The organism is Candidatus Poribacteria bacterium, assembly GCA_021162805.1.
Taxonomy (GTDB): Bacteria; Poribacteria; WGA-4E; order B28-G17; family B28-G17; genus JAGGXZ01.
This window is the reverse complement of record JAGGXZ010000213.1, coordinates 18,200-31,306: the sequence shown is the minus strand read 5'-3', so window position 1 is coordinate 31,306 and position 13,107 is coordinate 18,200. Positions and strand designations below refer to the sequence as shown.

The following is a 13,107-nucleotide window of genomic DNA, read 5'->3' as shown; positions in this document are numbered from 1 at the left end:
TCCTTCCTCAGGGAGGGACTGCCAAAGGAGATTTAATGGTTTTTCTGCGTTTTTGGGACTTCTCAGATTACTGCAAAAGTCGAGTAAATTATACCACAGCTTGAGGGAAACACAAGCTGGAGAGAGCTTGACATGGACCTCACAATCGCGTATCATGCGAATATTGGGATGCTGGAGATGATCGCTAAGTTCATCACCACGATATTGACCCGAAGCAGGGATTTCTAACGGGCAGATGATAGCGATGTTCTGGCAGGTTGAAGATTGGATAAAAGATAGAAACGGAATCCCGTATATCGAGCTGGAACCGATCGCAAGGACGAGGATCGCCCGGGCGGTCGTGAGCACCAGGATCGGCGGGGTGAGCCCGCCGCCATATCATGAGCTGAATATGGGACTGCACGTGGGAGATGATCCCGAAAAGGTTAAGTGGAACAGGAAGAGGTTCACCTCCGCCGCAGGTATCGACCTGGAATCGCTCAAATTGCCCCGTCAGATACATAGCGCTGAATGTATCGCTTTGATGGAACCGAACGAAAGGCCCATGGAGTGCGATGGTCTTGTCACGAATCTGAAGGGCATAGCGCTGGGCGTTCTGACAGCGGATTGTGTTCCCATACTCCTGATCGCCCCCTCGTCCGGTGCCATCGGCGTAGCACATGCCGGATGGCGCGGAACTCTGGCGGGGATAGTGCTAAACACGCTAGACCTCATGGCCGAGAGGTTCAAGGCAGATCCCGCCGACTGTTTGGCGGTTATGGGGCCGTCCATCGGCAGATGCTGTTATGAGGTGAGCGAAGATCTAGCCTCGAGGTTCAAATCCCGCTTCGGTTCACAGGTCGTATCCGGCAGACATGTGGATCTGCCGCTTACAAACGCTTTATCCCTTATCCGTGCGGGCGTTCCGGAGGACAACATTTGGATCTGCCGAAGCTGCACCGCCTGTCGGAAGGATCTCTTCTTCTCACACAGGAGAGATGGGGTCACGGGGAGAATGCTGAACCTGATCGCCTTGACATGAGCATCATCCCCTGCTATTTTACATCGGATGGTTGACCGAAGATAGAACGGGCCGGAAGGCAAGCGTATGGGCGGAATCGTTCACCCGCGATGGGATATGGGAGGCGTTTCAAAAACGCCGGACATACGCTCTGACCGGTGACAGGATCGAACTCCAATTCGCCATCAACGGCAAGCCGATGGGCTCGGTCATCACAAAGCCCACCGTCGAACGGGACATCGAGATATTCGTCTCAGGCGGCGGGCCGATCGATTACGTCGAGATCGTGAAGAACAACAGGGTCATTCACCGCACGAGCGCGACGGATCGCGAAGTCCCTGAGCCAGGCGAGGTGATAAGAACGAAGCTCTTCATCGAAGTCGGCTGGGGCAAGAGGATCGAGCAGAAGTGGGATGTGCTTTTCGGGATCGACAGGGGCAGGATACTTACCGTCGAGCCCCGATTTCGCGGCGAGTACGTCGTGGCGCCCAAAGGCTATGAGGAGGGTAAATACCACTACAGCTCATGGCAACGGGAGGGCGAGCGAGCCGTCTGGTTCAAAACGCTGACGAGCGGTAACCCTACGGTTCTCACTAACGCCAGCCAGGGGATGATGCTTGAGGTCGAGATGCCCCTTGAAGGCAAGATTGTAGCAGAGCTCAACGGCAAAAGGGTCGAATATACGCTCCGTGAGCTTATCGAGGGCGGGCGAGCGGGTTTCCTAGGTGGATTCGTCACCGCCGCATATCGTCTTCATCGTGCGCCGATGCCGGAGGAGTATGAGTGGCACATCACCTTTCAGGATGTCGTTGTAAGATCACAGGGTTATGATTTCTACTACGTCCGTGTTCGACAGAGGAACGACCAGTGGGCATGGAGTTCCCCTATCTGGGTGGCCTAAATAACTTGCTATACGCCTGTCTTCCTAATTCTTTAATAAGGAGGAAGAGATGTTAGGTTCAATCTTGCTTGCCATCATAACGGCTTTCGCTCCACCGATTGTGGAGGTTCAAACCACCGTCCATCTACTCGATGTTGGATTTTACGATGTCGGATATCGGATCGGGAACCGACCTGTCGTTCATCTGGGTCTGGGATGGTCGGGCCATTTCGAACCCGTCGCCGGGGTATCCTACTCGCCGTGGGGACAGCGGGATGATACTCCAGCCCTGCTTATGCATCCCCCATGGCGCAGAGGTGCAGGAACAGCTTGGGCCGATTATCGGTTCCGACTGCCTGAAGGTGTGAGGGCGAAGTTCATCTTCAGTTGCGCTATGCTGCGTCGTCAGGATGTTCTTAAGGGCAGCGACGGCGTCACATACTCCGTCTACCTGAACGGCTTCCGAAGGTTTCGAAAACACATCAAGAGCGATAGATGGGAACGGCATGAGATAGACCTCTCCGATCTGGCAGGTGAGGTGTTCTCGCTGCGGCTGGAGGTTAACGCCGGACCGAGAAATGACGCGTCATGGGACTATTCCCTGTGGGGCGATCCGCGGATCGAAATCGAGGGGAACGAGATGAAACCGAAACTGCCCTCCATCTCCGACACATCGCTCGAAGGGCTCTCCAACGATCCCAAACGCGGGGTACTGCCGTCCGTCCATTATCCCTTTCAGAACGGGGCCCGAAAGATCAACGGGGGAAAATTTGAGCTCAGATACGAGGGCGAGGATGTGATCCTGCGATATACGATCGAGCCGCTCGCCGGCCTTTTCCCCGCGAACGTCGAGGTTCGAATCGACGACGGAGAGATCTTTTACGTCTTCGGCGGAGGAGGAATCACCTCTGAAGGCGGAGAGGTGAAGGTGAGGGATGTGAAGGTCGATTCATTCGACGGCAAGAGGCTGAAGCTCAGATACGATCTGCTCTGTGGAGGGGAACCTAAAACGGCTTTCGGAATGTTTCGGATCAGGGGCAAGACGCTGTTGTTCGAGTTCGAGACCAAGGACGGCTGGGTCAGTTCGGTGAATTTCGGGTTTCCCATCGCCGCCTTAAGACGTGAGATCTTCGTGCCCTATCTTTTCTCGGCTAAGGTGTATTATCTTCCCCGGCAGACTGCCTTCGTATCCGTCTATATCGATTTCACCGGATCGGAGGGCTCGTATCTTGAAGGTGGTATGGTGAGATATGAGCGCAAGACGGACGGAACTCGAAATCCCGTCCATGAGGTCTGTCTTTTCACCGTCTCCCGCGAACTGGGCGAGGTGCTTCCGAACATACCCTGGAACCCGTCTCCCTATATCGATGAGATCGCCGATCGGGCGGTATTCGATATCTGGGGCGGACATCTGGCGCGCGATGCTGAATGGGTGAGAGAACTCGGAAGCTACGGTATAAGCAGGGCGATCATGCTCAAGCATGTTTGGCAGCGATACGGATATGATAGCCATCTGCCCACAACCGTTCCCGCCAACAAAGCCCTCGGAGGAGATGAAGGGGCAAGGGCGCTTTCAGAGGCATGTCGCGGGAACGGATGGCTTTTCGCCCTCCATGAGAACTACATAGATTTCTATCCCGATTCACACGAGTGGAATCCTCAGGATGTGGCTTTGTATCCTAATGGGAAGATGCGCAAGGCCTGGTTCAACAGGGGAACCGGCGAACAAAGCTACGCTTACAAGAGCGGGGCGATGGTCAAGTACGCCCGTCTTTACTCACCCGAGATCCACAGGCGATACAGGACGACGGCGGCCTTCTATGACGTCAACTCCTGTGCACCGCCCTGGCTGCATCTCGACTGTGACTCACAAGTCCCATTCGCGGCCAAGCTCAGGGATAGGATGCGGGGTAACATCGAGCTTTTTAAATTCGCCCATCAAGCTCACCACGGTCCCTTCTTCGGCGAGGGGAATAAGCACTTCTGGTGGGCTGGTCTTGTGGATGGGGTTGAAGCTCAGGTGGTGCGCAAGGAGTATGCGCCGTGGCTGTTGGACTTCGACCTCCTCAAGATCCATCCGCAGATGGTGAACCACGGGATGGGATACTGGTCGAGGTGGCAGGTCGACGAGAACGCGAGATGGAACGGACTTCCAGCTCCGGAGAAGATGGATAAATACCGGGCGATGGAGCTGGCTTTCGGCCACGCGGCCTTCATACCGACGGAGCTGTGGCATTCGCTGGATTGGGTTCTCAAGGAGTATTACCTCACCCGACCGATACAGGCACGGTATGCATCTAGCAAGGTGAAACGAATACTCTATGAGGTGAACGGCGAGATGGTTCCCTCGTCCGTGGCTCTGGCGCTTAACGCCCCTCTCGATCGGGTTTACATCGAGTATAAATCGGGCCTGCGTCTCTGGGTCAACGGGAGAAAAGAGGTGTGGTGTGTCGAGGGTAGATTGCTTCCTCAGTTCGGATTTCTCGCCCTGTCTGACGACCACCTCGAGGCATGGACGGCTTTGGAGCCGAAGGAGGGAAGGTTCGCCGTGGATTACTGCCTCGACGGGAAGGGGAGTCCCGAACCCTTCATATTCGTTAACGGACGTGGATTCCCACCTTTGGCGGGCTCGTTTTGCGAGATCAAACCGTCGGTTGAGGTCTCGCCCCTCTCCGGCCGCCGGTTCCGCATCACCTACAAGTTCAAGATCGGCGAACATGGCCTTAGGGAGCTCAACTCGCGCGATCTCATCCTGTTCGTCCATTTCGTCAATTTCGATCTTTCAAAACGGGATGATGGCATCATGTTTCAGCATGATCATAGACCCTCGCCTGAGACAAGGAGTTGGAAATCGAATTCCACCGTGATCGATGGCCCATACGATATCGCCATACCCGATGGGGTGCCTGACGGACAATATGAGATCAGGTTGGGCCTTTACGATAAGGCCGGCAGGGTGAGAATGGAAGGAGGAGATGACGGCAGCGCGAGATACATCGTCGGGGCGATCAAAGTGAAAGGCGATAAGGTGGAGTTCGAGCCCGTCTTACCTCGAAAACCGATCGGCGTCGAGGGAAGGATCAATCCCGATGGTGGAGCGGTGGATTTCGGCGAGGTGATTACAGCGGGCGCCGTTGTGATTCTTCCCAAAAGGGAGAAGCTGATGTTGGTTCCCCACCCGCGGGCCGAATCGTTCGAGATCGGCCTGCGACCGGAGAAGATCGTTTTCTCCCTAGGGATATCAGATCAGTTCAGAGAGATCTCCCGCGCGGAGGCGATCTCCGCCGACGGGAAGGTGTTGAGTCGAATACCCTTGCGACGTGATGGGAAGGTGATCTATCTGAGAACCGTGCCCGGAGCTGCCGTTATCCTGATATATCCCGTTCGTTAAAACGTTTTCCCTTATATAATTTGATATCGGCTCAAAGCCAAAAATGAGTCAGCTTTGAGAATCTCCAGTGAGGATTTGCAAATCGTTCCAGTGTTTGGTATCATTCTATTGTCTGAGACATCTATGTTGTAAGGTGGTCGATTATGAGAGATCCTTTCTTCGAATTTGATGAGTTCCAGAGGCAGTTCGAGAGGATGGTTGAGTATTTCACCGGTTCCAGGCGGATGATGTCCGTTTACGTCTCCTCCAGTTGGAGGCCGCTCGTGGATATATACGAGAGCACCGATGAGATAAGGGTTCTCGTGGAACTGCCGGGGGTAAGGCGAGAGGACATGCAGCTTATCTTTGACAGAAATACCCTCCTCATCAGGGGACGAAGGAGGGAGGTATTCAAGAGTGATTGTCAGGCGTGCCATCAGATAGAGATCCCTTTTGGGGAGTTCGAACGGGTTGTGGACATACCGGTGCCGGTTGATCCCGATGGGGCGAAGGCCGTTTACAGGGATGGGTTTCTTATGGTAAGGCTCCCTAAAGCCGAAAAGCCGATGTTGAAACGGGTTTACGTGTCGCACGAGGAGGAAGAGGAGGTGAGCTCGTGATGGAATTTGATCTGATGGGCGAAAATAAGGAGGCCGCTGAGGGAGATCCGAGAGGGAAAAGCGGGCCGATTGGGGTGAAGATGCCCTCTATACCGGAGGAGCTGCCGATCCTGCCAAGCGAGGTGGTTCCTTATCCCTTCACCGGCGTTCCAATCATGGTGGGCAACCCGAAGTGGGTCAGGATGATCGATGACGTCGTGGTCGATAGACGAATGATAGCCATGTTCGCCATAAAGGAACCATCGGAGGAGTTCGATCCGGATAAGATCTATCACGTCGGAACGGCCTGCCTGATCGCCCGGATGCTCAAACTACCCGACGGCAAGATACAGATGGGGGTTCAGGGGCTATCCAGGATCAAACTGGTGGAGATGACTCAGATTGAACCCTATCCGAAGGCCAAAATCGAGGTGCTGAAGGATGTGGTCGAGAAGAACGTCGAGCTTGAGGCGTTGCATAAGACCGTGGTGGCCAACTTTCAGAAATTCGTCTCCACGGCTCCTAACATCCCCCAGGAGATCGCCGTCATAGCCATGAACATCCCCGAACCGGGGCATCTGGCCGATTTCATAGCCACTCAGCTCAATCTCTCTCCCGAGGAGAGACAAGGTATCTTAGAGGAGCTGAACGTCACGGAGAGATTGAAAAAAGTGTCAGTTTTTCTGGCCCGTGAGCAGGAGATACTGGAGCTCGGCGCGAAGATTCAGTCTCAGGCCAAGGAGCAGATGAATAAACTTCAGAGGGAGTATTATCTGAGAGAGCAGTTGAAGGCGATCAAGAGGGAACTCGGTGAGTCGGACGATCACATGATGGAGATCGAGGAACTGCGGAAGAAGGTCGAGGAGTCCGGGATGCCCCCTGAAGCGAAAAGGGAGGCTGAAAGGGAACTAAATCGGATGGAACGGATGAACCCCGATTCCGCCGAATATACGGTCGCTCGAACCTATCTCGATTGGCTGGTAAACCTCCCCTGGAAGGTTTCCACAGAGGATAACCTCGATATCCTAAGGGCGGAGAAGATACTGAATGAGGATCACTACAACCTTCAGAAGGTCAAGGACAGGATACTGGATTATCTCGCCGTGCGTAAGCTGAAGGCCGACATGCGGGGGCCGATCCTATGTTTCGCCGGTCCCCCAGGCGTCGGAAAGACATCCCTCGGACAGTCTATAGCCAGGGCATTGGGGAGAAAGTTCGTGAGGATATCCTTGGGAGGTGTCAGGGATGAGGCGGAGATCCGCGGACATCGCAGGACGTACATAGGAGCGCTGCCGGGGAGGATCATACAGGGGATAAGGCGGGCGGGGTCGAACAATCCCGTCTTCATGCTCGACGAGATAGATAAGCTCGGCGCCGATTTCAGGGGCGATCCCTCGGCCGCCCTGCTTGAGGTACTCGATCCGGAACAGAATTTCGCCTTCGTCGATCATTATCTGGATGTGCCCTTCGATCTTTCTAAGGTGATGTTCATCACCACCGCCAATACGATCTTCACCATACCGCCAGCCCTCCTGGATAGGATGGAGGTCATCGAAATCCCCGGTTATACCGAGCACGAGAAGGTCGAGATAGCCAAGCAGTATCTGATCCCTAAACAGATGAAGGAGCACGGTTTGAGCGAAGAGGACATAAGTTTTGAGGAGGAAGCCATAAGGAGGATAATAAGGAACTACACCAGGGAAGCTGGGGTCAGAAATCTGGAGAGGGAGATAGGCACCGTATGTCGTAAGGTGGCTAGACGCAAGGCTGAGGGGAAAGAGGGAAAGGTGAGGGTCAAACCGGATGATCTGCGTCAATTTCTAGGGCCTGAAAAGTTCAAGTATGAGCTGGCGGGGGAAAAGGACGAGGTGGGAGTCGTTACGGGACTTGCCTGGACTGAGGCCGGCGGGGATATCCTTTTTATCGAGGCGAAATCCGTTCCAGGCAAAGGCGAACTAACCTTGACGGGGCAGTTGGGCGAGGTGATGCAGGAGTCGGCGCAGGCGGCCCTGACGTACGTAAGATCATATCTGGCTAAGACCGATCCTGAAAACAAGTTCTATGAGAAGAGGGATATCCACGTTCACGTCCCGTCGGGCGCTATCCCGAAGGATGGACCATCGGCCGGGATAGCGATCGCCACGGCGATATACTCCGATCTGACGGGTAAACCCGTGCGTAAGGATGTCGGGATGACGGGTGAGATAACCCTGCGAGGTAGGGTTCTGCCGATAGGCGGCGTCAAGGAGAAAGTGCTTTCGGCCCACAGGGCTGGGTTGAAAACCGTGATCCTGCCCAAGGATAACGAGAAGGACCTGGAGGAGGTGCCGGAACACGTCAGAAAGGAGCTGAACTTTATCTTCGTCGAGCATATGGATGAGGTCCTGAAGACAGCGATAAGGGAGGAAGGTTAAAAAAGTGTTGAAATTCTTTTTAGATTGTGATATACTGAGTTTGTCTGAATGGAAGAGGTAAGGTGTTCTTTAGCACTGCTGAATCTGGTTGAAGCCGGTGTGATAAGATCGAATCGACTGTGCAATTTGCTTCTGGAGATCGGTGATGTCGTTGAAACGGTGAATGTGCTTAGACGAGGTGAGATTTCGGTTGATGTCGATAGGTTCGAGGGAGAAGCAGAGAGACTCTCGAAGCTGGGGATAGAGGTTATCCCCATAAGCTCGTTAAAGTATCCTTCCAGGTTGAGGGGAGTCAGAAATGCGCCTCCTGTTATATTCAAGCGTGGTCGGGCTGAATTGAAAGGTGAGTTTGTCGCTATCGTTGGCACAAGAAATCCAACTCCACATGGGCTCAACATCGCCCGTCAGTTCGCTCGAGCTTTTGTGAAAATGGGATTCGCCATTGTCAGCGGTCTGGCTTTAGGGATAGATGCCGAAGCTCATAGAGGTGCGCTGGACGCGGGAGGAGGAACGGTAGCCGTGTTGGGATGTGATCTGGAAAGGATTTATCCCGAACGAAATAGGGGTTTGGCTCAGGTGATTTTAGGAAGAGGAGCGCTGATAAGCGAACATCGACGTGCGGAACCTACACCACGCAATTTGGTCCTGAGAAATAGATTGATAAGCGGACTCTCAACCATATTGGTGGCGCTGGAGCCGGAGAAAGGGGCCCTTAGAGCCGTTCGATACGCGATTTCTCAATCCAGATCCGCTTTTGTAGGCACAGACGGTCTGGGAGCAAGAGGTTTTATCAGACGTGAGGATGGGGTTTACCTGTTCGATTATACCGATATCCCTTCGATCGAGAGGATAGCACGGAGGATGATTTCGATAAATGATCGGCTTCACCCTTGATTTTCTGGGACTTTTGATGTAAACTAAATAGCATCAGGGTCCTAAAACCGTTTCAGGGGTAGAAATTTAAGCTATATCTTGATAAGGGGGTGATATTTGGGATAGCGAGGAAGGGTTATTTCGCCGAAGAAGGCGTTCAGGGTGGACCCTGGAGGTCGGCCTTGAAGCTTAACTAAAAGGGGGGTAAACCCCTTGATAAAAAACCAAATCCTCAAGATGGAAGGAGTGGGAAGATGAGAAAACTTAAGGGTGCATTGTTCCTAAGCATCGCTGCCATTTTTACGATCGGCCTGGTCACCGCAATGATGGGTTGCGGTGGTGAAGAGGAAGAGGCAGCTAAGATCGTCAGCACCAATCCCGCTGACGGTGGTGAGATGTTCGCCAATGGCGAGCTGACGATCACCTTCGACAAAGCCGTCACTGAGGTCAAGGTCAATGGAACTCCCGCTGAGGTTTCCGGCACTGTGGCCAAATGGAAAGGTCAGGGTCTCTCGGAAGGGCAACAGACCATCTCAATCGAATGGACCGATGAGAACGGCAACACCGGCTCCGACTCGATAACGCTGACCATTAAAGCACCGGATACCACGCCGCCCAAGGTGGCTGAGGTTAACGTCAAGGATGGCGCAACCAACGTCGATCCCGGCGAGTTAAACGAGAAGGGAATCGTCGTCAAGTTCAGTGAGCCGATCGACACGAAGAAGAGCAAGGACCCCTTCACCCTGGCTGATGAGACCGGAACGGCCCTTGCCTGGGCGGCAGAGTGGAACGACGATAAGACCCAGGCTACCCTGACGCCGGCTAAAGGTGCTGAGCTCGGCTATGAGTCGACTTATACCTTCATGATCAAGAGCTACTATGACGCCGCCGGCAACAAGGGCGAGGATGTGACGATCAAGTTCACCACAAAGGCCAAGGAGCAATAATAAAAGGGCTAGGGATAAATAAAGAGGCGATGCGTTTCAAACGCATCGCCTTTTTTGTTCTTAACCCGCTGAAAATATACCGCCCTATGGAAGGGTTATGTGGGGAATACAACTCTGCCTTCACCTGCCATCCCCTCATCTTCGGGGATAGGATATACCACGCAAGCGATGGGGATTGGTGGGATGAAGCAGACTAGTGTGACAGGCTGTATTGTTTCTCAAGGGGAGGGCGTCTACTTTGGAGCTTCACTTCGCCTGATGGTGGGGATACCGACCTTAACGGCGTGGTCGCAACCCCTGAGTTCGTTGTGGTGGGGTGTGATAACGGATACGTCTACTGCGTCTCCCACAGCGGGGAGCTACTTTGGAAGTTCAAGACGGGGTCTTTGGTTCTGTCCTTCAGCGTAGGAGATGTAGACGGGGACGGGCGGGCTGAGATAGCGGCGCCGATATCGGCGCCGATGGCGTATCATTCGCCGAGGACTGGGGAACACAGGACAGGCTTCTCGTCAGCCCTCCGATATGGAGGGAGCTCTTCAAGCCCGACTTCGTTAAACTCGTCTCCTTCGCACACGAGAGAGGGTTGACGGTCTGGATGCACTCCTGCGGCTATATCTATGAGATCATCGAGGATCTTATAGAGCTGGGGATGGATGTGCTCCAGTTCGGTCAGCCCGCCCTCTATGGGATAGAGAGATTGGGCAGGGAGTTCGGCGGTAGGATCACCTTCTGGTGTCCGGTAGAGATATACAGACAACCCTTCAGACGGGCGATAAGGATAAGATTCAGCGTGAGGCCCTCAGGCTGATCTGGGAGCTGGGCAGATTCAACGGCGGATCTATAGCCAAAAACTATCCGAGCCTGGGAGCTATCGGCGTTAAGCCCGAGTGGGATATGTGGGCGTATGAGGCTTTCCTCGCCCACCGTCACTATCCGCTTGAGGAACATATAGATCCATCCATGTTCAAATCTGAAGAGTCGATGGCGGCATGAAAGTGGTCATAACGGGCGGACCCTCATCCGGCAAAAGCACCCTCATTGAGGAGCTCTCCCGGAGGGGGTTCGCCACGGTACCTGAGGCTGCGACGATAGTGATCAAAAACGGCCTCCATCATCCCACCGTGGATCCCGTCTCCTTCCAGAGGGAGGTGCTATCGCTCCAGATAAGGCTTGAACGGGAGGCCGAGGGAAGAGGAGATGAGATCATCTTCTGCGATAGGGGCATATACGACGGACTGGCGTATCTGAGATTCTATGGGATATCCGAGAGGGTCATACAGTTGCCCCCGGATTGGCGATATGACGCCGTCTTCCATCTGGAACAATTGCCGTATGTTAGGGATAACGTCAGGTTTGAAACGCCGGGGGAGGCGCGAAGGATCTCTCAGCTTCTATGGGAGGTATATCGTGAGCTGGGGTATGATCCGATCCGCGTGCCGGCGATGGAGGTGGAGAGGAGGGCGAATTTCGTAATCGGCAGGCTATGAATCCTCCCAGAGCCTACAGAAGGCGCATCTGTCTGGGGCGCTCGTCGGCTGACCGCAGACCTCGCAGGGATGTAACTCACCCATCGGAGGCGGTTGGAATTCAATAGCCCCCTTCCCCTTGACCCTCAGGAAGTCGAGATAGAACCTCTGCTTCGCCCCTGGCATCTCGATCTCCAATCTGTTGAGCAGATCCTTGTAGAGTATCGACTTAGCCCCTTTAGCGTGAGGACACTCCTCATAGATATACTGTATTCCCTGAAGGAGGGCGTATGCAGCCATCTCCCGCTCGTAGAACCTGCATAGCGGCCTGACCTTGCGAGCCAGCCCCGGATAGGTGGAGGCCAGAACGGGGGACTGATGCTCCAGATACTCCACCTTCCAGTTCAGCAGGTTCCCCAGTAATGAGGCTGCCTCGTCATCGAGGTTATGTCCGGTGGCGATCACGTCGTATCCCTCTTGGGCTGCCACCCTGTTCATCTCATGCCTTTTGATCAACCCGCAGAGGGAACATATCTTCCTGCCCCGTCCCTTCCGCTTGGACCTCGCCAGCTCCGGAACGGACATCCCATATATCTCCTTGATGTCCACGATTATAAGCTTGCTTTCCGGATGGTTTTGGGCAAAAGTTTGAACGCATTCCTGGGATTCGGCGGAATATTCCTCGCCTATGCCGAGATTAATGTACAGGGCATCCACCTTATATCCGAGTTTCAGCAAAATGTCCCACAGCGCAAGGCTATCCTTACCTCCGGAGACGGCGACCAGCACTCTATCATCACGTGAGAACATCCTGAAGGATCGTATCGTCTCCTCAGTTCTGCCGATCACCCACTCGATATAGTGCTCTCTACATAGGGCGAGTTTATGTTGTGGCATGTTTATGATCGCCTGTGCTCCGCACTTTCGACATCTCACGATCTCATCCTCCTGATATCACCGATATGAGCAGTATCTCGTCATCCTCCCTCAGCACCACGTCCTCTGTCAGTAGCCTTCCATCCCTGACGGCCAGGACGGAGAGAGGGTTCAATCCCACCTGTCGGATGGCCTCCTTGAGTTTCACTCCTCCCTTTATCTCCCATACCTGTTTCCTGAACCTAAGCTTAGCCACTTTCCGTCTTCCACCTCCTCATTTTTAATTCTACAAGTTAGATTTTACCTTATATCTCCCCTCCTTGGCAAATCAAACCCGAATTATGGGCGTATAAACTTAGAGGCTAGGCGTTCTTTCTTGAATGCCTGATCCCTACGAGCTCGCGTTTCTCCTCCCGTTACTGTGAAAACAGCAGGAAGCTTGTTTTCAAGGGCTCGCTTGGCTTATAATTTAGGGTTGGAGGTGTGAGCATGAGGAAGATGAGCGGTTTGCCCTATTACATCACCAGTCACCCCAGCATATTCGCCGCTGGCGACTGCGTTCAGGTTAGGAATCTGGTCACAAACAGGCCGGATTACATCCCACTTGGCACTACGGCAAATAAACAGGGAAGGGTGGCGGGGACGAAATAGCCGCAAGATCGGCGATCAAGGAGCTGGAAAA

General features: G+C 53.8%; 14 protein-coding genes. 12 read left to right on the top strand and 2 right to left on the bottom strand.

Annotation, left to right across the window (positions count from 1 at the left end; translation table 11 throughout):
- Nucleotides 1–244 precede the first annotated feature (244 nt).
- From pgeF to J7M22_17590, 11 genes are all read left to right on the top strand, one after another.
- On the top strand, nt 245–1,021 hold the full coding sequence (gene pgeF / locus J7M22_17640) for a peptidoglycan editing factor PgeF (GenBank protein ID MCD6508426.1): 777 nt from the start codon (nt 245–247) through the stop codon (nt 1,019–1,021).
- 31 nt (nt 1,022–1,052) lie between these two features.
- A complete protein-coding gene (locus J7M22_17635; protein MCD6508425.1) occupies nt 1,053–1,901 on the top strand; it encodes a DUF3604 domain-containing protein in 849 nt (282 codons plus the stop codon).
- 49 nt (nt 1,902–1,950) lie between these two features.
- Complete coding sequence (locus tag J7M22_17630; protein MCD6508424.1) at nt 1,951–5,271, top strand: hypothetical protein; 3,321 nt, start codon at nt 1,951–1,953, stop codon at nt 5,269–5,271.
- Between the two features lie 143 nt (nt 5,272–5,414).
- Nucleotides 5,415–5,870 (top strand): Hsp20/alpha crystallin family protein, encoded by a 456-nt coding sequence (locus J7M22_17625; protein MCD6508423.1) that lies wholly within the window; start codon nt 5,415–5,417, stop codon nt 5,868–5,870.
- Between the two features lie 80 nt (nt 5,871–5,950).
- On the top strand, nt 5,951–8,263 hold the full coding sequence (lon, locus tag J7M22_17620) for an endopeptidase La (protein ID MCD6508422.1): 2,313 nt from the start codon (nt 5,951–5,953) through the stop codon (nt 8,261–8,263).
- A 48-nt stretch (nt 8,264–8,311) separates the two neighbouring features.
- Entirely contained in the window at nt 8,312–9,157 is an 846-nt protein-coding gene (locus J7M22_17615; GenBank protein MCD6508421.1) for a DNA-protecting protein DprA, read from the top strand.
- 233 nt (nt 9,158–9,390) lie between these two features.
- Nucleotides 9,391–10,083: an Ig-like domain-containing protein gene (locus J7M22_17610; GenBank protein ID MCD6508420.1), complete on the top strand. Its 693-nt coding sequence runs from the start codon at nt 9,391–9,393 to the stop codon at nt 10,081–10,083.
- Between the two features lie 311 nt (nt 10,084–10,394).
- Nucleotides 10,395–10,670 (top strand): PQQ-binding-like beta-propeller repeat protein, encoded by a 276-nt coding sequence (locus J7M22_17605; protein MCD6508419.1) that lies wholly within the window; start codon nt 10,395–10,397, stop codon nt 10,668–10,670.
- Nucleotides 10,667–10,891 carry a hypothetical protein gene (locus J7M22_17600; protein MCD6508418.1) on the top strand — a complete coding sequence of 75 codons (225 nt, stop codon included), beginning with the start codon at nt 10,667–10,669 and terminating at the stop codon, nt 10,889–10,891. The genes J7M22_17605 and J7M22_17600 overlap by 4 nt, the downstream gene beginning before the upstream one ends.
- Nucleotides 10,816–11,076 (top strand): hypothetical protein, encoded by a 261-nt coding sequence (locus J7M22_17595; GenBank protein MCD6508417.1) that lies wholly within the window; start codon nt 10,816–10,818, stop codon nt 11,074–11,076. Before J7M22_17600 ends, J7M22_17595 begins: the two co-directional genes overlap by 76 nt.
- Nucleotides 11,073–11,570, top strand: coding sequence for an ATP-binding protein (locus J7M22_17590; protein MCD6508416.1), 498 nt, complete (start codon nt 11,073–11,075; stop codon nt 11,568–11,570). The genes J7M22_17595 and J7M22_17590 overlap by 4 nt, the downstream gene beginning before the upstream one ends.
- On the opposite strand, the gene J7M22_17585 is transcribed toward J7M22_17590, so the two are convergent.
- Both J7M22_17585 and J7M22_17580 read right to left on the bottom strand, forming a co-directional pair.
- Nucleotides 11,565–12,446: an adenine nucleotide alpha hydrolase family protein gene (locus J7M22_17585; protein MCD6508415.1), complete on the bottom strand. Its 882-nt coding sequence runs from the start codon at nt 12,444–12,446 to the stop codon at nt 11,565–11,567. The two genes, J7M22_17590 and J7M22_17585, sit on opposite strands and share 6 nt — an antisense overlap.
- Before the next feature lie 43 nt (nt 12,447–12,489).
- Nucleotides 12,490–12,681: a MoaD/ThiS family protein gene (locus J7M22_17580; protein ID MCD6508414.1), complete on the bottom strand. Its 192-nt coding sequence runs from the start codon at nt 12,679–12,681 to the stop codon at nt 12,490–12,492.
- Between the two features lie 233 nt (nt 12,682–12,914).
- On the opposite strand from J7M22_17580, the gene J7M22_17575 reads away from it, so the two are divergent.
- Entirely contained in the window at nt 12,915–13,076 is a 162-nt protein-coding gene (locus J7M22_17575; GenBank protein ID MCD6508413.1) for a hypothetical protein, read from the top strand.
- Nucleotides 13,077–13,107 lie beyond the last annotated feature (31 nt).